Below are 21,975 nucleotides of genomic sequence, written 5' to 3' on the forward strand. Positions count from 1 at the left end.
CGCGCAATGCATAAGCCCCATTCCAGGAGTCCGACATGAACGCCGTTACCCGCACCGTCCAAGGCCTTGCGTTTCCAAATGATGCGCCGGCCGCCGCCCGAAGCGCGCTGCGCCTGCTGCAAAACCTGCGCCACGGCGCGCTGACCCTGCACCTGCCCGACGGCTCGCAGCGCCGCTTTGGCGAGCACCCGCAGCAGCACGACATGCATATGCCCGGACACCCCAGCGCCAGCATCACCTTGCACAACTGGAAGGTGTTCGGCGCCGCGCTCAAGTCCGGCGACATTGGCTTTGCCGAGAGCTACATCGCCGGGGACTGGAGTACGCCCGACCTGACCCAACTGCTCAAGCTGTTCTCCGCCAACCGCCGGGAGGTCGACGCCATGATCTTCGGCACATGGTTCGGGCTGCTGCTGTACCGCGTCAAGCACCTGCTGCACCACAACAGCCGCGCCAACAGCCGCAAGAACATCCATGCCCACTACGATCTGGGCAACCCGTTTTACCGCCTGTGGCTGGACGAGACCATGAACTACTCCGGCGCCTGGTTTGACGGCGACCTGTCCCGCTCCTTGCCCGAGGCGCAGAACGCCAAGGTGCGCCGCGCGCTGGAAATGGCCAATGTGAAGTCCGGCGACCGCGTGCTGGAAATCGGCTGCGGCTGGGGCGCGCTTGCCGAGCAGGCCGCCGTCGAACGCGGCGCGGCCGTGGTGGGCGTGACGCTGAGCACCGAGCAACTGGCCTATGCCAATGCCCGCATGCAGCGCCTGGACGTCGGCACCGGCGCGGGCGGGCGGGCCGACCTGCGCCTGCAGGACTACCGCGACATCCAGGATGCGCCGTTCGACGCGATCTGCTCCATCGAGATGGTGGAAGCCGTGGGCCAGGCCTATTGGCCCACCTACTTCGCCACCGTGAGCCGCCTGCTCAAACCCGGCGGGCGGGCCTGCGTGCAAAGCATCGTCATCAACGACGCACTGTTCGACCGCTATGTCGGTTCGACCGACTTCATCCAGCAGTACATCTTTCCCGGCGGCTGCCTGCCTTGCCCGCGGGAGTTCCGCTGCCAGGCCCAGGCCGCGGGGCTGGAGGTGGTGGACGAATTCGCCTTCGGCGCGGACTACGCCGAGACGCTGCGCCGCTGGCGCGACGCCTTCATCGCCCGCAAGGCCGAGGTGGCGGCGCTCGGCTTTGACGAACGGTTTATGCGCATCTGGGAGTTTTACCTGGGCTACTGCGAGGCTGCCTTTGACACGGGTGATATCAACCTGATGCAGTACACCTTGCGCAAACCTGAAGCGCTTTCGATATGAAAAACGCATCTGCTTGCGCGATATTGGCGGTCATTGGGTGCTTGTCTTGCTTGCAAGTTCAGGCTCTGCCCCTGCCGCAAGAGCTGCGCTCCGCCTTGCCCGCGGCCAGCCTGTCGGGTCAGGCTAATTTGAAATTCTGGGGCCTTGAGGTTTACCGGGCGACCCTCTGGGTCGCACCAGGATTCGACGGGCCAGCCTATGAAAAAAGCCCGTTTGCGCTGGAGCTGGCTTACCTGCGTGACTTCAAAGGGGCCGACATTGCCCGGCGATCCATTGCGGAGATGCGCCGCCAGGCGCCCGTCACCCCCATGACCCCGGCGCAGGAAGTTGCCTGGGAAAACCAGATGCGCGCGCTGTTCCCGGATGTCAAAACCGGCGATCGCATCACCGGGGTGCACCAGCCCGCCACGGGCGCGGTATTCTGGAGCAACGGCCGCCTGCTCGGTGAAGTGCGCGACCCGCTGTTTGCCAAACTCTTCTTCGGTATCTGGCTGTCACCGCAAACCTCCGAGCCGCAAATGCGCCGCGCGCTGCTGGCGCAGGAGAAATCCCCGGCCCCGGTGGGTGCCGCACCATGAATTCCTCTATGGCCGCGCGCATCGAAGCGGAGCCCCGGGTTCTGGGTCTGAGCGGCGGGGCGCGCTACGGCCTGCTGGGGTTGCCCCTGGCGTTTTGCGCCTTGCCGCTGTATGTATTAATGCCCAATCTGTACACGCGCCATTGGGGCGTCTCGCTCGCGGCTTTGGGCGCCGTGCTCCTGGGCGCACGTCTGCTCGATGCGGTCATCGATCCGTTGTTGGGCCGCTTGTGCGATCGACTCTATGTCGTATCGCTTCGCGCCGTGCTGGTGATGGGCGCATTGGCCGGAGCCGTTCTCGCCGTGGGATTTTCTTTTTTGTTTGTGCCGTTGGTGAGTGATCCCACCGCACTGCTCTGGTGGGCGGGGTTCTGGCTGGTCGTGACCTACGCGGCCTACAGCGCTTTGTCTATTGCGCACCAGTCCTGGGGCGCCATGCTGGGCGGCGACGCGCTGTATCGCAGCCGCGTGGTGGCCTGGCGCGAAGGGCTGGGCCTGGTGGGCGTGCTGCTCGCGTCGGTCACGCCCGCGCTGCTGGGCGTGCCCGTCATGCTGGCCCTGCTGGTCGCCGRCCTGGCAGTCGGCTGGTGGGCCTGGCGTGCGGCGCCCCGGCCTGGGCGCCGCCATGCGGCGACAACCGCTGCAGACACAACGGCCGGCGTGCTCCGGCATCCGTGGCGCAATCCCGACTTTCGCCGCCTCCTGGGCGTCTACCTGCTCAACGGCATCGCCAGCGCCATCCCTGCCACGCTGGTGCTGTTTTTTCTGCAAGACCGTTTGTTGGCCAGCGAGGCCATGCAGTCCGCCGCGCTGGCCGTGTACTTTGTGTGCGGCGCGCTGTCCATGCCGCTGTGGCTGCGCGGGGTCAAGCGCTGGGGGCTGGTGCACAGCTGGCGCTTTGGCATGCTGCTGTCCATTGCGGTTTTTCTGGGCGCGAGCCGGCTGGGCGCGGGCGACGCATCCTGGTTTTTGCTGGTGTGCGCCTTGTCGGGCGCGGCTTTGGGCAGCGACCTGGTCCTTCCCGGCGCGCTGCTGGCCGGCGTCATCGCCAGGGCCGGTGACCGCGGTCGCGCCGAAGGGGCTTACTTCGGCTGGTGGAACTTCGCCACCAAGCTCAATCTCGCGCTGGCCGCCGGCCTGGCCCTGCCTTTGCTGGGCTGGCTCGGTTATGTGCCCGGCGTGCGGGATGCCAACGCGTCCGCCCTGCTCACCGCCGCCTACTGCCTCCTGCCCTGCGCGCTCAAAGCCCTGGCGGCCGGTGCGCTCCATTTTTTCATCCTCCCAACCACGGCCCAGCCGCACACCCCATGACACAACGCACTTTTTTCCACCGCTCACGCCTTCTCGCCGTCGTGGTGTGCGCCGCCTTGCTGGGCGCATGCAGCACGCCGCAAGTGCAGGACTACGCCAAGGAGGCCCCGGTGCTGGAGTTGAGAGACTACTTCAACGGCACGCTCGACGCCTACGGCATCTTCACCGACCGCTCCGGCAAGGTCGTCAAGCGTTTTAGCGTGGTGATGACCTGCACCTGGAAAGGCGACGCCGGCGTGCTCGACGAAGCCTTCAGCTATTCCGACGGCACGACCCAGCGGCGCATCTGGCGCCTGACGCGCCACGCCGACGGCCGCTACACCGGCCAGGCCGACGACGTCGTGGGCACCGCCGAGGGCCGGCAAAGCGGCAACGCCTTCAACTGGGCCTACACCCTGGCCTTGCCGGTGGACGGCCGGGTCATCAACGTGCAGTTTGACGACTGGATGTACCTCATGAACGACAAAGTCATGCTCAACAAGGCCGCCATGCGCAAGTGGGGTGTGGGCCTGGGCGAAGTGACGCTGTCCTTCATCAAGCGATAGATCAGCATGGCACTGAACTCTCGCATCGCGGACTGGCGCGGCCGCACGGTCTGGCTGGTAGGCGCATCCACCGGCATAGGACGGGCCACCGCTTCGGCGCTGCACGCCCGGGGCGCGAAGGTGGTGGTTTCGGCCCGCGGCGTGGATGCGCTCAACGCCTTCGTCGACGCCCACCCCGGCGCCCTGGCCCTGCCGCTGGACGTGACCGACGCGTGCGCGGTCAAGGCCGCGGCATCGGCCCTGGCCGCCCAGGATGCGTTGGACTGCGTCGTGTACTGCGCGGGCCACTATCACGCCATGGACGCCGCCCACATGGACCTGGGTGACCTGCTACGCCACAACGAAGTCAATTACCTCGGCGCGCTCTACTTGCTGGACGCCGTGGTGCCGCAGCTGCTGGCGCGGCCGCCGAACCCGCGCAACGGCCAGCGCGGCCACATCAGCCTCATGGGCAGCGTCGCCGGCTACCGCGGCCTGCCCAACAGCCTGGCCTACGGCCCCACCAAGGCCGCGCTCATCAACCTCGCCGAGACCTTGTACCTGGACCTGCAACCCCGGGGTGTGGGTGTTGCGCTGATCAACCCCGGCTTTGTCAACACACCGCTCACGCAACAGAACCAGTTCAAAATGCCCGCCTTGATCAGCCCCGAACAGGCGGCCCAGGAAATACTCAAGGGCTGGGCACGCGGAGAATTTGAAATCCACTTCCCCAAACGCTTTACCCTCTGGATGAAAGCCCTGCGGCTTTTGCCCTATTTCCTATTTTTCGCGGCGACCCGCCGCCTCAGGCAGGCCTAGAAATCCATGAACTTCGCCAACTACGCTGTCGACCGCATTGCCGACACCTTCCAGACCCTCACCCCCGCGGGCGTGGAAAAGCTGGGCGCCATCTACGCTCCCGATGCACGTTTTAAAGATCCGTTCAACGATGTGCATGGCTTGCCCGCGATCCAGCAGATCTACAGCCACATGTATGAGACCCTGGAGAACCCGCGCTTCGTCATCACCGGGCGCATCGTGCAAGGCACGCAATGCTTTCTGACCTGGGAGTTCCACTTTGCCTTCAAACGTTTTCAGCGGGGAAGGGCGCAGTGCATCCTGGGCGGCTCGCACCTGGTGCTGGACGGCGAAGGCCGCATCACGCTGCATCGCGATTACTGGGACGCGGCGGAAGAGCTGTATGAAAAGCTGCCTGTGGTCGGTGGCTTGATGAGATGGTTGAAGCGGCGCAGCAGTTCGTGAGGCGGGCAGGCGCGGCGGCTCCTAGTTATGTCAGTGGGTCAATACGCACGTTGGTGCGTCGACCGTTACAGATGCGAATAGATTGCCGCAAAGACACTCTCGCCGTTGGCAGTAAAAGCAGCAATTGGCCTAGCACTGAAGAAGAGGACCAAACTGACTAAGCGAGGCTGACTTCTATCGATTCAAATCCGCAAAGGGTGTGCATTGAGGATGCATCGCCAAGCAAGAGGCTCGAACACCAAAATTAGTTGAATTGTCACCATTCGTGTCAGAATCGCCTGCAAAAGTAGCGGGGAGACTCAATGGTTGCGGTCGCAGAGGTTGACTTGGGTTTGCTAGGGGTACGCCTTCCGCGCGGGGAGGTTGCTATGGTCATCGCGCAACCCCACCTAGTTCTCCTACCGCAGGAGCCCTTTACGTGGACTCTCGCAGAACGACAGCGGGGTCTGCAGTGCATAGATGAAACTCTGGCGGTCTCTCGGAGTTGCGCGCACGGCTTAGAAAAAACTCACTTCACCATCTTTCCCGAATGTACGATTCCAGGACTGGATGGCGTGAATCGCATTACGGCGGTCATGGAAGCTGCCGAGTGGCCAATGGAAACGCTCGTCATCGGCGGAGTGGATGGACTGACTAAAGATCAGTTTGTTGAACTGGTTCAAAAGCCGAATACGACGTATGACATCGTCGAAAACCGACTTGACCGGATACAGGCGCATCAATGGGTGAATTGCGTGGTCACCTGGGCGAAACTGCCGAACGGTGAAGTTCACAGTTGGGTACAGCCGAAGCTCTCCCCTGCTTGGGTTGAACTAGACGTCAATTACATGTCGATGTACCAAGGCCGTTCAATCTACGTGTTTAAAGGCGTCCACTCGAACGCCGATGCCCCGTACCAGTTCGCCACCCTGCTTTGCTTCGATTGGATCGGGTCAACGGATGCGAAGCGAATGTGGGAGTGGCTACTCGATGGGATTGCCACACGGGCTGGCCAGTTAGGCGGCATGCTTCCTCTGACTTGGTTGTTCGTAGCGCAATGCAACCCTGCGCCGTCTCATGCTTCCTTCATGAGCCAGGTGGGGCCATTCTTTGATCCCGCTCAATATCCGAGAGTCACTCGCGACGAGACCTGCTTGGTAATGGCAAACGTCGCCGGTAAGGAGACGCCCGGCAAAGCTGAGAAGTTCGGCCAGTCCGCAGTCATCGTTACACAGAGCCGCTTCTCGCGCCCAAAGTGCATGCCGACATACGGCAACGGAGGTACGCCGCAGCGAGGAGGGGAAATACTAGAGAACTTTCGAGACGCTGTTTTTCGCGAGCGCGGAGCCTGTATTCACTCGTTCTTGGTCATTCATCCGTCAACGCTGCCTCCGGGATCGGCAGGGCGCCGATTCGCGCTACGTGAACCTACCGTACACCCGTTTCATGGCGTGGATGATCCCAGGGCACCCGGAGGCGCTGTACCTGCGGTTGTCAAGTGGATGAACGATGAACTTGATGAGCCTTCAAAGTCATTGGCCACTGCGCACGCACACCTGCCATTGACCGCAGCGGCTGGTGTCGCACACCGGCGGGCGGTCGGTGAGCTACGTAAGCTGAAAGCAGGTGCTCTCGGTTCCACCGTGAACTTTGCGAGTCTCACAGCTTGCAAAGGCACGCCGGACGAATGGACGGGCGGCGAAAGCCATGCTGTGAAGCACCTTCTACACACCTTCTCGATTCTCGACTTGGCTCATTACCCGGCAACATTCCATGGAAACGGGGCTCATGCGACCATCATGAAGGACGATAGCAGTCTGGAGGTTATTGCCGTGATGGGAGCCAGCCATGAGGACTGCGATAGGCACGTGCTCAACTGCTTGCCTGAGCACAGGGGGCAATTGGTGGTTGTCAGCCGAGACGAGGACAACACCCCATGGGACCCGCGTTTCAAGTCCATCTACGATCAAGTCCAAGATGAGCCATCTACCGAAGCGAAATTCACTCAACCAACCAGCGCGATCATTCGCGTTGGTTACCACGATGTGCTTGGCGCGTATCGGAATGCGGCGAACCAAGACAAGTTGAAGGAGGCACTCGATGCAAAGCTCTCCTGAGACTTTGAGCCTACCGGCAGAACTGAGGGCCACTTTGGCGGACCTCATGGGGGGAGCGACGTTCTCTGAAGAGGTCCTCCGGGACGGCTGCCTGCCCGTCGTGATGATGTTGCGCCAACATTCGTTGGCCGCCTTCGCCGTCGGCGACCAAGACGATTATTTGCCGCTGTATGAAGCCTTCAAGAAGCACTACTTGAAGAATAGTGCGCAGTGGTCAACGAAGGACGTGGCCTTCGTGTACTGCCTTCCGGCGGAAGTCACTGTGGACGCAAACTTCTGTTCGCGTGTGGAGGTCGACGTGTACTTCTGCAGGAAATACGTCGTTCGTCTTGACGGTGCCCTGGCCAATAGCTTGGCCAGGTTGCCCTTTCTTCCTCTTTCGCCCATTACTCCAGGCACCCAGACGAGGCCGCCGTCAGCGCAGACACTGCTTCGTCAGCGCAATCTCAAGGCGGACCTTGCTAAGGCGCTCGTGGTGCCGTCGACGAGTAGCGCATCGACAATCCTGCACGGCTGTCTTGCTGGCATCTATGGCCCCTCCGAAGCACTGCAGTCGGTAGCAGGTCCCAGTGCGATTACTGAGACCGGGGAAGACCGGGCTCAAGCCACCCTGAAGTTCATCTCTATCGAGAACTTTCGAGCCTATCGGACGAAGAAGGTGTTCGAACTCGGATCGGCAGTGACCATCCTCTACGGTCCCAATGGCTTCGGAAAGACATCGTTCTTCGATGCCATCGATTTCGCTGTCACTGGTGGTGTCGGTCGCCTCGCCAAGGCACCTGGCGGGCTAACCCGGATCGCAAAGCACCTGGACAGCGGGAGCGACCCCACAGAGGTCTCACTTACGCTGGAGCGGGAAGGCAAGACACATGTCATCACGCGTAATCTTGCTGATTACAACAACGCCTTGGTTGACGGCAAGGTCACACCACGTAAAGAAGTTCTTAGTCTGCTGACCGGCGGAACGACCCCGGGTGCCGATCGAGTAGACAGCCTAGTGGACCTTTTCCGAGCAACGCACCTGTTCAGCCAAGAGAACCAAGAACTCACGCAAGACGTGGCGTCGAAGTGCGAGCTATCGTCAGAGTTGGTCTCGCGGATGCTCGCCTTCGAGGACTACGCGAACGGTCTCAAGAAGGCCGAGGAAGTGCTGAAGCTCGCAGCGCAGGAACACAGCAAGGCAACTAGCGACATAGGCGACGCCAAACAGGCCATCGCGCTTGAGCGCAAAGAGCTAGAACGTCTGGAGGGACTTGCTGCCTCGGATACCTCCTCAGAAGCGCTGGACGCCCGCTTCGCTGGTTTGGAGGAAGCTATCTCGGCCGCCGGCTTCGACATCTCCGGGATTGCGTCACGCGACACTAGAGGCTTGAGGGCCATGCTAGACGCTGCGGCGACTGAGACAGTCGCTCAGCGGGCGATGTTGTCGCGGGCTATAGATCACGTCGGGAAGCTCGGCGTTCTTCGCGAGCAACTTGAGCCGATGAGAGTTCAGTTGACTGAGCGGCAGGTCCAACTGCAGCATGCTGAAGCGCAAGAGAAGGAGGCGTCAGAACATCTCGGCACCGTGTCTAGCCAGTTAGCGCAGCTAAAGATGCAGGAACAGGGCTTTCAACTTCGACGGGACTGGTTGAACTGGGCCGTGTCGGTCCAACCCGAGTATGAACAGTTGACAAACCAAGCTCAAAGTCTGGCGGCAGGGCTAAGCGCACTTTCCTCGCGTGTGAGTCAACAACGTGCGAGCTTAGAGCAAGCGCAAGCGGCTCAACTCGAAGCCGTGGCGTTGGTCCAATGGGCCGAGACCGCATTTAAAGCCGCATCGGAGAAGCGAGCTCATTTCCAATCGGTCAGAGAAGTCGCCGCAGCGTGGGAACAAGCTGCGCCAACCCTCGTTAATCTTCTGAGCGCTGAGGCTCAACTACAGGCCTCAATCGAGGAACTTCGCAGGCAACTCAGAGATGTTCGGTTGGACGAACACTCGCAGGAGCTTTCAGTTGCACAGGCCGAGCGGGAGCTTGCAGAGGCCAGCAGCAGCGATTCGAGGCTCAAGGAGCTTATTTCGGAACTTCGCGGCCATGTGGATGGGCCAAATTGTCAACTGTGCGGGCACGACCATGGAAGCACGGAAGGCCTATTGGCAGCCATCGACCGGCGAATGCAGCACGGTGACCGTATCGTCCAGCTTAGCAATATTGCCGTGACACAGCGGGCAGCGCTCTATATGCTTGTAAGCCAAGGTCAAGCACTCGCCGAACGAGTGAAGCAGGAGGAGTTGCAGCTCACGCATGCGCAGACCCAACGGTCGCAATTGGAGCAACAGCGCGCGAACTTCGAGGCGTCGCTGAGCTCAATTGGGATTCCTTTAACCAGCGAGACGTCGCAGCAGACGCAAATCCTCAGTATCAAGGTTCATGAGGATGAGGTGAACGCCGCGGCGGCCATTGGCTCAGCGAGACAATCGCTTGAAACAGCCGAAGCCGTGCTCACAGCTGCCCATGCAGCCGATCAAGCGCTCGGCCAGCAGCGGCAGGCCGCTGAATCAGCGCTGAGCGTTGCACAGAAGCGCTTGACCGAGTTGCTCAATGAAGCCAATCGAGGCTCCATCAATCTGGCAAGCGGCCTCCAGGCTCTGACAGACGCGGAGCGCGCCACCGAAGAACAAAGGATCTTGACAAGCGCGGCCGCCCAATCAGCGAATGAGCACGTCGACCGTCAGAAGGCAACCCAGGCGGCGGCAAAGGCGGCCGTTACTGCCGCTCGAATTAGCCACCAGCAGGCGAATCAAGCTTGGACAGGGCATCAATCCGGCGTTCAGTCGATCTTGTCGGAGCTGGCAGCTGCAAAGTTCGACAGTGCGATTTCGCTGGAGGAGCTCCGTCAGCAAGGGGAAGTCGCCGCAGCACGCGAAGCCTCAGCGTTAGGGTTGCGAGACCGCGTTGCGGAATTGGAGGTGGCCGTTGACACCGCCGCCACTTCCGCCGCATTCGAGAACATCCGCCAGCGCATTCTTGCGAATGAGACAGTGGTTCAGGAAGCTACCGCTCGCGCGCAGCAAGTCCAGCCTTGGGTCGGGTATTTCACTGAGGTCAAGAAACTTCTCAGCACGCAGCAAGCCTTCGCGACCGACCACTTCATCGCCGAGTACGGGCCAAGGACCGCTGTTATTCAACAGCGGCTTCGTCCGGTCTACGGCTTTGGCGAAATTGAGGTGTCCAGCAAGGACGCTGCCATCAGCATCCGTGTCCATCGCAAGGGAGAGACGTTGAGGCCGACGGACTTCTTCAGTCAGTCGCAGGTGCAGACATTGGTCTTGGGTCTGTTTCTCACCGCTTGCAGTTCGCAGACCTGGTCGGGTTTTTCGTCCATCATGATGGACGATCCGGTAACTCACTTCGATGACCTGAACACGTATGCCTTACTCGACCTGATTCTTGGCCTGCAGAGTTCTCCGGAAGGCGAGCGGCAGTTCGTCATCTCTACCTGCGACGAGAAGCTATTGCAGCTAGCTCGCCACAAATTCCGTCATATGGGGACATCTGCGAAGTTTTATCGGTTCCAAGCCATTGGCTCAGAGGGCCCAATGGTGTCCGAAATTTCCGCGTAGCAGTTGCTATTGGAGATTTAAGGGCGTCGTGAAGCTTTTTGCAGCGGCTTCACGCAACGAATGTGAGATTGCTATGTAAATCTTGCTAAATCAAGGACTTACAAGGGTTTGGAGCGGGTGAAGGGAATCGAACCCTCGTATGAAGCTTGGGAAGCTGCCGTTCTGCCATTGAACTACACCCGCGACTCTGTCGATTATAGAAGCGGTCGCCCAGCGGAGCCAGCCAAGCCTGAGCTGTCGATCACGGCCGCAGGTACGCCCAGCCTTCATGCTGCTTCTTCATGATTTCGGTGACGCCGGCGGGCACATAGCTGATGCCGGCGAGCATGTCGTCTTTCGTCAACTTCTGGCCGCGCATGGTGTTTTCGCAGGCGGTGACCTTGATGCCGGCTTTGGCGGCGTCGCCGACGCGCGCGCCGGTGGGAGACTCCAGCTTGAGCATGCCGATGCCGGGCCCGTAGGCGACGATTTCAATGTCGACGTTGGTGGCGCCCACGTCGTCCTGCAGGTTTTTGGCGTTGTTCAGTGCCAGGTTCCACTTGGCTGGGTCGTTGTCGCTGATCTGGATCACAATTCCCGGACGTTTTGTGCCTGTGGCGCCCGCTGGTTGTGCGCGAGCAGCTATCAAAAAAGGAGCGGCAAGGGCTAGCGAGCCGACGGCCCCGGCCTGGATGAAGAGTCTGCGGTTCATGTTGGTGTGTCTCCTGAAGGGGAGGGCTCATTTCAACACAACGGCCGCATGAAACAAGCCCCAAGCTCGTGAGAGGCTTGGGGGCTTTCAGGGTCGGGGGAGAACCGGCGGGCTCTACCGCCTTTGCCTCGCGTCGACCTCATTTACCGCCGGTTGCGGGTAGCGGTACGGCGGGCGCATTGCCGTCCGAGTGGATGTGATGGTCGGGCGCCTTGATCAGCTTGCGGACAAACACCACGACCTGCCACACGACCAGCGTTCCGATCATGGCCAGCAAGGTTCCGCTGATGGGTCTGTTGACGAAGACGCTAAAACTCCCCCGGCTGAGAAGCATGGCGCGGCGGAAATTTTCCTCCAGCATGGGTCCCAGAATGAAACCCAGCAGGAGTGGCGCGGCTTCCATCTCCAGGCGCAAAAACAAATAACCCACCAGGCCGAACACGGCTGTGATGTAGATGTCGTCCAGGCTGTTGTTGATGCTGAAGGTGCCGATGCAGCAGAAAAAGAGAATCGCCGGAAACAGCACGGTGTAGGGAATCTTGAAGACCGACAGCCAGTAGCGCACCAGGGGCACGTTGAGGATGACCAGGAAGCAATTACCCACCCACATACTGGCTACCAGACCCCAGAACAAATCGGGGTGGCTGGCGATCATATTGGGGCCGGGCTGGATCCCCTTGATGACGAAGGCGGCCATCATCAGGGCCATGACGGCATTTTCGGGAATGCCGATGGCCATGAGCGGGATAAAGCTGGTGCGTGCGGCGGCCTCGTCGGCGGCGGCCTGCCCGGCCACGCCTTCGATGCAGCCGGTGCCGATCTCATGCTTGTACTTGCTGAACTTCTTGTCGGCGGCGTAGGCGGCGAACTGGGCAATCGTGGGGCCGCCGCCGGGCAGTATGCCCAGGACCGAGCCGATGATGCTGCCGCGCAGGGCGCTGGGGATGATGCGCTTGAACTCGGGCCAGGTCGGCATGAGCTTGATCTCGCCGTTGAACGGGGTGAGCACGTTTTTGTTGTCGAGATTTTTCACCACCTCTGCAATGCCGAAGCAGCCCAGGGCGATGCTGATCAGGCCAATCCCGTCCATCAGGAACGGCAGGTCCATGGTGTAGCGCGCAGTGCCGCTGTTCACATCGGTGCCGACCATCCCAAGCAGGACGCCAACCATGGCCATGGCCAGGCCGTTGAGCAGGCTGCCGCTGCTGACAAAGCTCACGCAGAAAAAACCCAGCAGCATGAGGGCGCAGTAGTCAGCCGGCCCAAACAGGAAGCCCACTTCACCCAGTGGTTGAGCCAGGGTCGAAAGCACCAGAATGGCCACGGTGCCGCCAATGAAGCTGGAAATGCCCGCGGTGAACAGGGCCAGGCCGGTCTTCCCCTTGAGCGTCATCTGGTAGCCGTCTATACAGGCGACGATGCTGCTGGCATGCGGGATCTTCATGGTGATGGCGCTCACGCTGTCGCCATATTGGGCCCCGTAGTAAATGCCGGCCAGCATGATGAGCGCGCCGCCGGTGGGAATGGAATAGGTCAGGGGCAGCAGCAGGCTGATGGTCGACAAAGGGCCCAGTCCCGGCAGCAGTCCGATGAGTGTTCCCACCGTACAGCCAAGAGCGCAATAAAGGAGGTTTTGCCAGGTCAGCGCATGCTCGAAACCCAGCGAGAGGTTATGCAGGATGTCCATCAGTAGAGGGGCAGGCTAAGGCCGAGAAAGTTTTTGAAGGCAAAGGCAACCAGGATCAGACCCACCGAGATCTTGATGTTGCGCACCACGGAATACGACGTACCTGCAAGCGTGGAACAAAACACCAGAAATATGATGGCCAGAATCATGTTGATGTAGTGGGAGATCACTGCAAACCCGACGAGGCTCAGCAGAATGAGGGCGATATTTTTGACGCCGTAGTCCAGGGGGACGGGGTCATAGAAGTGCGAGCGCACCACCGTGAGCACGCCAATCACAAACAGCAGGGAGCTCACGATCAAGGGGAACATGCCGGGTCCGGACCGGCTTAATTCGCCTACTGTGTAATTCAGCGACACCCCGCCAAAGAGCAGGGCGATCGCCATGAGGCAGAGGCCCCGCACGAAGTTACGGTTCTTCATGTTCATAGCGGTTTTCTCCATGGCTGCGCCGCTGCGGGCGTTGTCACAAACGGGGGGTGATTCATCCGTGTCTCCTTGGTGGTGGCCCCGCCTTTGGCCGGTGCACAAGTTGCAACCGACTGGGGGCGTTTGGGATGGAGCGGATGTTAGGAAGCGAGGCTTCCAATCGGCTTTCGTTTTACGCAGCCGAACTCAAAATACGTGTTATCACTAACGGGTAGAGGCGCGCCTGTGAAGCCGCTGGCTGCGGCTCAACCGGGTGCGCTCAGCCCTGTGGGCCGGATGCCAGCGGCAGCCGCAGGGTGGCACGCAAGCCGGTGCCTGAGGGCGCATCGGCCAGTTCGATATCGCCGCCGTTGCGCCTGGCATAAGCGCGCGCAATGGCCATACCTAGCCCGGCGCCGCGCGCACCTTTCTCGGTCGGGCCGGCCGAATGAAATCGTTCAAACACTTCAGCACGCCGCGTCTTGACAATACCCGGGCCGTCGTCGCGTACTTCGGCCATCGCCATCTCATCAACGATGTTCACCATCACGGTGATGTGTCCGCCTGCCGGCGTGTAGACGATGGCGTTGTGCACCAGGTTGGAAAGCGCCTCGTGCAGTTCGGCGCCTCGAGCCAGCACCGGGACCGCGGGGCTTTCGTGCGATGCGCCGGACACCGGTGCATCTTCAGCCGCGTCTACCCAGCCCAGGTCCTGGTTTTTTTCATGGGCCAATGTCAGGTGCTGCAGCACCACGTCCCGCGCGATGCCGTTGAGGTCGACGACGGCGGGTGCGTCTTCGGGTAGTGCGCTGTCGTTTGCATGCGCCAGCGACAGCAGTTGCTCGCACAGGCGCCGGCTGCGCGAGATCTGCACGACCATGGCGCGCAGTGTGGTGTGAAGCTGTTCAGGGTCTTTTTCGCGCAGCGCGACACCGGCCTGGGTCAGCATGATGGCCAGCGGTGTGCGCAGCTGGTGCGATGCGTCGGCCAGAAACTGCGACTGCTGCTCAAGCAAATCACGGTAGCTGGCCAGGTGCTGGTTGACGGCATCGACCAGCGGCGCCACTTCATGCGGCACGCCGCTGGTGTCCAGCGGCTTGAGGTCACGGCCCTTGTTTTCCAACACGGTTTTGCGCAGGCGCTCCAGCGGCCGCAAGGACCAGGTCACGCCCAGCCAGACCAGCAGAACCATCACCAGCACCATGCGGGTGTCGCGTATCAATTCCTGCCGCAGCGTGGCCGCCTGCGCCCGGTCGCGCGGCTCGGTACTTTCGGCCACCTGGATCAGCAGGTCAAAGGCCTGGCCACGCTCGTCAAGCACTTTGCTTTGAAGCGCCACCACACGCACTGCATGGTCCCGGTAGTCGCTGTCGTACCAGACCACGGGGGAGGCGATGGAAGAGGGCGAGGGGGCCTGCTGCGCAGGCGGTGCAGGCAAGTCGGTTGCGCCTAGCAAGGTCACCTCACTTGCAGAGTCCACCCCTAGCGGAGTCAATCCGATATGCAGGTACTTTTGCAGCGGGCCGGCGGCATCGACCACCGCCTGTACCGCCAATGGCGCATTCAGGTGCAGCAAACCGTCCGGACCTACCGACAGACTGCCGCGCAGTACATGGACGGATTCGAGCATGGCCTGGTCGTAGGCGTCCTGCACCTGGTTCCGCAAGGCTCGATAGTCGTTCCAGCTGTCCAGGGCCAGCAGGCCCAGGATGGCCGGGAGCAGAAGCGTCAGCAGTCGCGCGCGTATGCCGAAGCGGTCGAGGTCAGTCCGCAGTATCTTCATGCGCTTCACGTGCGGTGGCCTCCAGCATGTAGCCCAGGCCGCGCACGGTGACGATGCGCACGTCGCCGCCGTCGAGCTTGCGGCGCAGCCGGTGGAGCACCAGTTCGATGGCGTCAGGGCCGGCATTGCTGTCGGCCGGAAAGACCTTGGCCGAGAGTTGCGACTTTTCTACCGGCGAGCCGCTGCGCGCCAGCAGCACCGACAACGCGGCGCTTTCGCGCGGTGTAAGTTGCAACAGCGTGCCGGCCAACGTGAAGGCGCGGCTGTCGTGGGCACACGAGAGCGAACCGCACTGCAGCGGCGCGTGCGAGCGCCCCCGGCTGCGTCGCACCAGCGCGGCGATGCGGGCCTCGAGTTCTTCAATCGCAAAGGGTTTGGTCAGGAAGTCGTCGGCTCCGACGTTCAGGCCTTTGACCCGGTCTTGAAGCGAGCCCTGCGCAGTCAGCACCAGCACGGGCGTGCGGTTGCCGGCCTTGCGAATATCGGCCAGCAGGTTCAGCCCGTGTTTGTCGGGCAGCCGCAGGTCGAGCACGATCGCGTCGTAGTCATTGCCGGCCAGCAGTGACTCGGCGGTGCCGGCGTCCTGCGCATGGTCGGGCACAAAGCCACTTTGCTTGAATGCGCGCACCAGCCACGAGGCCATCTCGGCTTCGTCTTCCACAAGCAGCAGGCGCATGTTGGTTCGATTCGCTGTTTGCTGTGAGTGAATCGATTCAGCGCTGGATGTCCCCAAGGCACAGGTACTTCATCTCCAGGTATTCCTCCATGCCATGGCGGGAACCCTCGCGGCCCAGGCCGGACTGCTTGACGCCGCCGAAGGGCACATGTTCAGTGGCGATCACGCCGGCATTGATGCCGACCATGCCGTATTCGAGCGCCTCGGCCACGCGGTAAATGCGCCCGATGTCGCGGCTGTAAAAATAGCTGGCCAGGCCAAATTCGGTGTTGTTGGCGGCGTCAATCGCCTCTTGCTCTTTCTGGAAGCGGAAGACCGGCGCGAAAGGGCCGAAGGTTTCTTCGCGGGCGCAGAGCATGTCTGCGGTGGCTTCGGAGATGACGGTCGGCTCAAAGAACTGGCCCTTGATCTTGTGACCACCCGCAAGTAGTTTTCCGCCTTTAGCCATCGCGTCATCCACATGGCGCTGCACCTTGTCGACAGCGGCGTCCTCGATCAGCGGGCCCTGCACCACGCCGTCCTCAAAACCGTTGCCGACCTTCAGCAGCTTGACCTTGGCAGCGAACTTTTCAACGAACTGGTCGTACACCCCATCCTGCACATAAATGCGGTTGGCGCAGACGCAGGTCTGTCCCGCATTGCGGTATTTGCTGGCCATGGCCCCATCAACGGCCGAGTCCACATCGGCGTCGTCGAACACGATGAAGGGGGCATTGCCGCCCAGTTCCAGCGCCAGTTTCTTGATGGAGGGCGCGCTTTGCGCCATCAGGATGCGGCCAACTTCGGTGGAGCCGGTGAAGCTGATGTGGCGCACCACGTCGCTGGCGCAGAACACCTTGCCCACGGCAATGCTATTGGCGCTGTCGGCTGTCAGCACGTTGAGCACGCCGGCCGGGATGCCGGCGCGGATGGCCAGCTCGGCGGCGGCCAGGGCCGTCAGCGGTGTGAGCTCGGCCGGTTTGATGACCACCGGGCAGCCGGCTGCCAGGGCAGGGGCGACCTTGCGCGTGATCATGGCCAGCGGGAAGTTCCAGGGCGTGATGGCCGCGCACACGCCGATCGGTTGCTTGATGACCATCAGGCGGCGGTTGTTGTCGAACTGGGGCAGGGTCTCACCGTTGACGCGCTTGGCTTCCTCGGCAAACCACTCGACAAAACTCGCACCGTAGGCGATTTCGCCCTTGGCCTCGGCAAAGGGCTTGCCCTGCTCGGCGGTCATGATGCGGCCCAGGTCTTCCTGGTTGGCCATCAGCAGCTGGTACCACTTGAGCAGGATGGCGTGGCGCTCCTTGCCGGTCTTGCTGCGCCATGCGGGCCAGGCCGCGTTGGCCGCGGCAATGGCGGCTTCGGCATCCTGGGCGCCCAGGTTGGCCACATCGGCCAGCTTCAGGTCGGTGGCCGGGTCATTGACATCAAAGCGGGATGAACCGGTGACCCACTGGCCATTGATCAGTGCGTTGGTCTTGAAAATGCTGGGGTCTTTGAGAAGGGAGATGGGGGAAGTTTTCATGTCCATGTGCTGGTGTCCTAAAAACGGGGGGCGTGATGGAAAGCCCGGAACTGCTTTTATTCTGACAGTTTTCGGGCTTCCGGATGAAAGGAGGGAAATGCAGGTGTGGGCGCCGGTCAGCCAGTGCGGCTCGGCGGCTGTTGCCGGCCGGCAGGCTATTTCATGCGCTGGGCGAACTGCTTTTCCAGCTCGGCCCCGCTACCGCGTGTCCAGAAAGCGGGGTCAAAGGCGAGCGACCGGCGCATGTTGCCGGGCGCCGATGGCAAGTCGCTATTCGCCATGGACAGGTCCGTGACCGGTGCGCTGGCGGCAGGGCGGCTGTGTCCGGTGTCGTAGCGCAGGATGGCGTTGAAGTGGGTGGGGCCATAGGGTATTTCACGCGAAAAGGCCAGCTGCGCTTCTTCAGAGGTAGCGAAACTGACGAAGGCGCGTGCCAGCTCGCGCCTCGGCGAGCCCTTGATGATGACCCAATAGTCCAGTTCATACACGGCGTCCTGCCACGAGATAGACAGTGGGGTGAGCCGTTCGCGGTTGGCCGCAGCGATGCGGCCATTGAAGGCGGTGGAGAGCGTGGTTTCGCCGGAGGCCAGGCGCTGGGGCGGCTGGGAGCCCGATTCCCACCAGACGATATGGGGCTTGAGTTGCTCGAGCTTGGCGAGAGCGCGCTTGACGCCCGCCTCGGTAGCGAGTGTGGTGTACACGTCGCGGCGATGGACCCCGTCGGCCATCAGTGCGATTTCCATGTTGTAGCGCGCACCCTTGCGCAGGCCCCGCTTGCCGGGAAAGCGCTGCACATTCCAGAAATCCTGCCAGTTGCGCGGTGTCTCCTTGAACCGGCCTGGGTCGTAGGCCATCACGGTGGACCAGACAAAAGCGCCGACGCCGCAATCCTGCACGGTACCAGGCAGCAACATGCCGGCATGGGGAATGCTGGCGCGGTCGATGCGCTCGAACAGGCCGGCATCACATCCCGCCTTCAGGTCCGCGGACTCCACTTCAACCACGTCCCATTCGCTCTTGCGTTCGGTCACCATGGTCCGGACGGCCGAGAGCTCTCCTGAGTACTCGACCCCTCGTGCATCGGTTTTGTAGGCTGCCTTGAAAGGCTGGATGAAAGCCACATCCTGGGCTTTGCCGTTGGCTCCGCCGAAGTTGGCGACGGTCAATCCCTGCATCGGCGCTTGAACAGGCGTCTGGGCTTGTACGGAGAGCGCCAGGCCGAGTGTTATCACGAGTGTCAGTGTGTGGGGTGTTTTCATTGAGGCAGCGCTCCGGGTGCTTGAGGGCAAGGGTGTAAGTTTGTAGAGTCCACCCGGGCTTGTCAGGCCCTGCGGCCGCGTAGCCATTCGAGCAGCAGTAAAAGGGTGGTGGTGAACAGGATGAGCAAGGTGGCCACTGCCGCGATGGTGGGCGAGATGTTTTCCCGGATGCCGGTAAACATTTGCCTCGGCAGGGTGGCCTGGTCCGCGCCCGCCAGAAACAGCGTGACCACCACTTCGTCAAACGAGGTGGCAAATGCAAACAGCGCGCCCGAGATGACACCCGGCGCTATGACCGGCAGGGTGATCCTGAAAAACGTCCGCAACGGGGTCTCGCCAAGGCTGAGCGACGCGCGCACCAGGTTGTGGTTAAAGCCGGCAAGCGTTGCGAGCACGGTGGTCAGCACAAAAGGCGCACCCAGCGCGGCATGCACCACGATCAGCCCGAAGTAGCTGTCGGCAAGACCCAGCGGAGCGAAATACAGGTAGGTGGCCACCCCGACGACAACGATGGGGACCACCATGGGCGCGATGAGGATGCCCATGAGCAGGCTCTTGAACCGGAAGTTGGTTCTGGACAGGCCGACAGCCGCCAAAGTGCCCAGTGCGGTGGCGATCAGTGTTGCGGCGGGGGCCACGATGAAACTGTTTTTGGCGGCCCTGGCCCATTCAGGTGAATCCAGCAGGTTGCGGTACCACTTCAGCGACCAGCCCGGGATTGGGTAGCTCAGAAAAGAGCTGTCGGAGAAAGACAGCGGCACCATGACCAGGATGGGCGCCAGCAAAAAAACCAGAATGGCAACGCAGGCGGCGCGCACCAGCCACCAGCCGGCCTTGTCTGCCAGGGTGGCATAGCGGGGAAAGGCGGGCCCTTTGATTTTGAGCATGATGAATTGGCGTCTGCGTCTGTAAAAGAAAAAGGGATGTCAACCGATGCTGAGTTCGGCCTTGCCGATGCGCCGGTAAACGCTGTAAAGAACCATGGTGGCCGTCAGCAAAACTGCACCCAGCGCACAGGCCATGCCCCAATTGACTTCGACGTTGGTATAGCGGGCGATGTAGTAGCTCAGCATCTGGTCATCCGCACCACCGAGCAGGGCGGGGGTGACGTAATAGCCGATCGACAGGATGAACACCAGCAGCGCGCCTGCGCTGATGCCGGGATAGGTCTGCGGCACATACACCCGAAAGAAGGCAGACAGGGGTGCGCTGCCAAGCGACACGGCGGCCCGCACGTAGGTTGCCGGCACATTCTTCATCACGCTGTAAAGCGGCAGGATCATGAAGGGCAGCAGGATGTGCACCATGGCAATTACCACGCCTGCGCGGTTGAACAGCAGCGCCAGGGGGCTGTCTATGAGGCCGATACCCATCAGCCCCCGGTTGACCAGGCCTTCTGATTGCAGCAGGACGATCCAGGCCGCCACGCGCACCAGAATGGATGTCCAGAAGGGCACCAGCACCAGAATCATCAAAAGGTTCGCCTTGCGCGCCGGCAATGAGGCCAGCCACCAGGCCAGGGGGTAGCCCAGCGCAAGGCAAAAGACGGTGACCAGAAAACTGATCTGAAAAGTTCGCAGCAAAATGGCGCCAAACGCGCGCTGGTCCGGCGGCATGCGTTCCACCTCGCCCTTGCTGTCTCGCCGCAAGTCCACCGATGCCAGCAGATAGTCGGGCGTCCAGCGGGAACTGTTTTTGGCAATCGCTTGCCAGAAGAGGGGTTCCGCCCAGCGTGGGTCGAGCTGGAGCAGCCTGGCCTGTATTTCTTCAGGCGAGCCTGTGACAGGCAGCGCGCGATAGGTCCCCATGACAAGGGAGCGCGCACCCGGCACTTCGGAGTTGAGGCGACGTGCCAGTGCACCGGCATCTGAACTGTCAGAAAGATGGCCCAGGTCTTCCACCAGTGCTGCGTAACTTGCAGGGCCGGGTGGCGTCTGGGCGTTCCAGTCCTTGAGGCTTTTCGCCGTCCGGGGCAGCGCCCTCGCCACCTCCGGATTTTCAACGGCGCGTTGCAACAGGGCCGCAATCGGCACCAGCAAGGTCAGCAGCAAAAACACCAGCAAGGGCACTGTGAGTGCAAAGGCGCGCCATTTTCGACGAGCGTCTGCGCGCGACAGCGCCTGACGCAATGTGACGGCGTCATTGCCCTGAGGGGCGCCCTGGCTGGTGATGCTGCTCATGGGGTGGTTGCTCCGCCGGCTTATTGCGTAGCCCAGGCAGCAAAGCGTTTTTCAAGCGCCTCGCCCTGGTCGGCCCAGAAACCAACATTCATCTGGATCGCCTCTTTGGCATTGGCCGGCGACGTTGGCAGATCGTCCAGCACCTTCTTGTCGAGCTTGGCCAAAGCCTGGTTGTTGACGGGGCCGTAGGCAATGTTCTGCGCATAGACGGCCTGGGTGGCGGGCTGGCTGGCAAAGGCGATGAATTTCATCGACGCATCCTTGTTGGGCGCGCCTTTGGGAATGACCCAATAGTCCAGGTCATAAATGCCGCCGGGCCAGTAGATCTTCAGGTTGCGGCCTTCGCGGTTGGCGGCGTCGATGCGGCCGTTGTAAACGGTGCTGAGGGCGACGTCGCCTGCCACGAGGAACTGGGCGGGCTGGGCGCCGGCTTCCCACCACTGGATGCTGGGCTTGAGTTCTGTCAGCTTGCGAAATGCGCGGTCGGCTCCGTCCTTGGTGGCCAGGACCTTGTAGACGTCGGCGGGTTTGACGCCGTCAGCCATCAGTGCGAACTCGAGGTTGTAGCGGGCGCCCTTGCGCATGCCGCGCTTGCCCGGGATCTTCTTGACATCCCAGAAGTCAGCCCAGCTGGTGGGCGCAGTCTTGACTTTGTCGGCATTCCAGGCCATCACGGTGGACCACACAAAAACGCCTACACCGCATTCCTTGACCGCTGCGGGCAAGAAGTCTGCCTTGGGGCCGATTTTGCTGAAGTCGATTTTCTCGAACAAACCTTCATCGCAACCGCGCTGCACATCAGGTGCTTCGACTTCCACCACATCCCAGGTGACTTTTTTCGTCTCGACCATGGCTTTGATCTTGGCTTGCTCGCCGTTGTATTCCACGGCAACGACTTTGGTGCCTGCTTTCTCGAAGGGCTCGTAGTAGGCCTTTTTCTGCGCATTGGCATTGGCGCCGCCGAAGTTCACGACAGTGATCTGCTGCTGCGCGAACGCGGGTACGGCCAGGCACGAAGCCATGGCAAGGGCAATGATGTTTTTCTTCATGGTGCTATTTCCTCGGTGGTTGATAAAGGCAGAAGGGAACGTTGA

18 protein-coding genes and 1 tRNA gene are annotated in these 21,975 nt (G+C 61.5%); 8 read left to right on the plus strand and 11 right to left on the minus strand.

Annotation, left to right across the window (positions count from 1 at the left end):
* Positions 1-35 precede the first annotated feature (35 nt).
* The 8 genes from AC1DY9_RS02055 (at position 36) to AC1DY9_RS02090 (ending at position 10,688) form a co-directional block, all read left to right on the plus strand.
* Positions 36-1,313, plus strand: coding sequence for a class I SAM-dependent methyltransferase (locus tag AC1DY9_RS02055; protein WP_457280191.1), 1,278 nt, complete (start codon positions 36-38; stop codon positions 1,311-1,313).
* A 50-nt stretch (positions 1,314-1,363) separates the two neighbouring features.
* A complete protein-coding gene (locus AC1DY9_RS02060; protein WP_457280192.1) occupies positions 1,364-1,891 on the plus strand; it encodes a chalcone isomerase family protein in 528 nt (175 codons plus the stop codon).
* On the plus strand, positions 1,888-3,201 hold the full coding sequence (locus AC1DY9_RS02065) for an MFS transporter (protein ID WP_477665676.1): 1,314 nt from the start codon (positions 1,888-1,890) through the stop codon (positions 3,199-3,201). Before AC1DY9_RS02060 ends, AC1DY9_RS02065 begins: the two co-directional genes overlap by 4 nt.
* The gene (locus AC1DY9_RS02070) at positions 3,198-3,746 is read left to right on the plus strand and encodes a DUF3833 domain-containing protein (protein ID WP_477665677.1); all 549 of its coding nucleotides are present in this window, start codon (positions 3,198-3,200) and stop codon (positions 3,744-3,746) included. The genes AC1DY9_RS02065 and AC1DY9_RS02070 overlap by 4 nt, the downstream gene beginning before the upstream one ends.
* A gap of 6 nt (positions 3,747-3,752) precedes the next feature.
* The gene (locus AC1DY9_RS02075) at positions 3,753-4,544 is read left to right on the plus strand and encodes an SDR family NAD(P)-dependent oxidoreductase (protein WP_477665678.1); all 792 of its coding nucleotides are present in this window, start codon (positions 3,753-3,755) and stop codon (positions 4,542-4,544) included.
* A gap of 6 nt (positions 4,545-4,550) precedes the next feature.
* A complete protein-coding gene (locus tag AC1DY9_RS02080) occupies positions 4,551-4,988 on the plus strand; it encodes a nuclear transport factor 2 family protein (protein WP_477665679.1) in 438 nt (145 codons plus the stop codon).
* Between the two features lie 554 nt (positions 4,989-5,542).
* Positions 5,543-7,084 carry a hypothetical protein gene (locus AC1DY9_RS02085; RefSeq protein WP_477665680.1) on the plus strand — a complete coding sequence of 514 codons (1,542 nt, stop codon included), beginning with the start codon at positions 5,543-5,545 and terminating at the stop codon, positions 7,082-7,084.
* The gene (locus tag AC1DY9_RS02090) at positions 7,068-10,688 is read left to right on the plus strand and encodes an AAA family ATPase (RefSeq protein WP_477665681.1); all 3,621 of its coding nucleotides are present in this window, start codon (positions 7,068-7,070) and stop codon (positions 10,686-10,688) included. Before AC1DY9_RS02085 ends, AC1DY9_RS02090 begins: the two co-directional genes overlap by 17 nt.
* A 109-nt stretch (positions 10,689-10,797) precedes the next feature.
* On the opposite strand, the gene AC1DY9_RS02095 is transcribed toward AC1DY9_RS02090, so the two are convergent.
* The 11 genes from AC1DY9_RS02095 to AC1DY9_RS02145 all read right to left on the minus strand — a co-directional run bounded on the left by AC1DY9_RS02095 (position 10,798) and on the right by AC1DY9_RS02145 (position 21,930).
* Positions 10,798-10,871, minus strand: a tRNA-Gly gene (locus tag AC1DY9_RS02095).
* A gap of 58 nt (positions 10,872-10,929) precedes the next feature.
* A complete protein-coding gene (locus AC1DY9_RS02100) occupies positions 10,930-11,379 on the minus strand; it encodes a DsrE family protein (protein ID WP_477665682.1) in 450 nt (149 codons plus the stop codon).
* A gap of 139 nt (positions 11,380-11,518) precedes the next feature.
* Positions 11,519-13,066 (minus strand): tripartite tricarboxylate transporter permease, encoded by a 1,548-nt coding sequence (locus AC1DY9_RS02105; RefSeq protein ID WP_477665683.1) that lies wholly within the window; start codon positions 13,064-13,066, stop codon positions 11,519-11,521.
* Positions 13,066-13,488 (minus strand): tripartite tricarboxylate transporter TctB family protein, encoded by a 423-nt coding sequence (locus AC1DY9_RS02110; RefSeq protein ID WP_457280964.1) that lies wholly within the window; start codon positions 13,486-13,488, stop codon positions 13,066-13,068. The genes AC1DY9_RS02105 and AC1DY9_RS02110 overlap by 1 nt, the downstream gene beginning before the upstream one ends.
* Before the next feature lie 265 nt (positions 13,489-13,753).
* Entirely contained in the window at positions 13,754-15,256 is a 1,503-nt protein-coding gene (locus AC1DY9_RS02115; RefSeq protein WP_477665684.1) for a sensor histidine kinase, read from the minus strand.
* Positions 15,237-15,932 (minus strand): response regulator, encoded by a 696-nt coding sequence (locus tag AC1DY9_RS02120; RefSeq protein ID WP_477665685.1) that lies wholly within the window; start codon positions 15,930-15,932, stop codon positions 15,237-15,239. Before AC1DY9_RS02120 ends, AC1DY9_RS02115 begins: the two co-directional genes overlap by 20 nt.
* A gap of 37 nt (positions 15,933-15,969) precedes the next feature.
* Entirely contained in the window at positions 15,970-17,448 is a 1,479-nt protein-coding gene (locus tag AC1DY9_RS02125) for an NAD-dependent succinate-semialdehyde dehydrogenase (RefSeq protein WP_477665686.1), read from the minus strand.
* Between the two features lie 149 nt (positions 17,449-17,597).
* Positions 17,598-18,701, minus strand: a complete 1,104-nt coding sequence (locus AC1DY9_RS02130) for an ABC transporter substrate-binding protein (RefSeq protein ID WP_477665687.1) — start codon at positions 18,699-18,701, stop codon at positions 17,598-17,600.
* A gap of 62 nt (positions 18,702-18,763) precedes the next feature.
* The gene (locus AC1DY9_RS02135; RefSeq protein WP_457280207.1) at positions 18,764-19,588 is read right to left on the minus strand and encodes an ABC transporter permease; all 825 of its coding nucleotides are present in this window, start codon (positions 19,586-19,588) and stop codon (positions 18,764-18,766) included.
* Positions 19,589-19,627: 39 nt separating this feature from the next.
* The gene (locus tag AC1DY9_RS02140; protein ID WP_457280208.1) at positions 19,628-20,881 is read right to left on the minus strand and encodes an ABC transporter permease; all 1,254 of its coding nucleotides are present in this window, start codon (positions 20,879-20,881) and stop codon (positions 19,628-19,630) included.
* Between the two features lie 20 nt (positions 20,882-20,901).
* Complete coding sequence (locus AC1DY9_RS02145; protein WP_457280209.1) at positions 20,902-21,930, minus strand: ABC transporter substrate-binding protein; 1,029 nt, start codon at positions 21,928-21,930, stop codon at positions 20,902-20,904.
* Positions 21,931-21,975 lie beyond the last annotated feature (45 nt).

The organism is Polaromonas sp. P1_F6 (assembly GCF_056405695.1).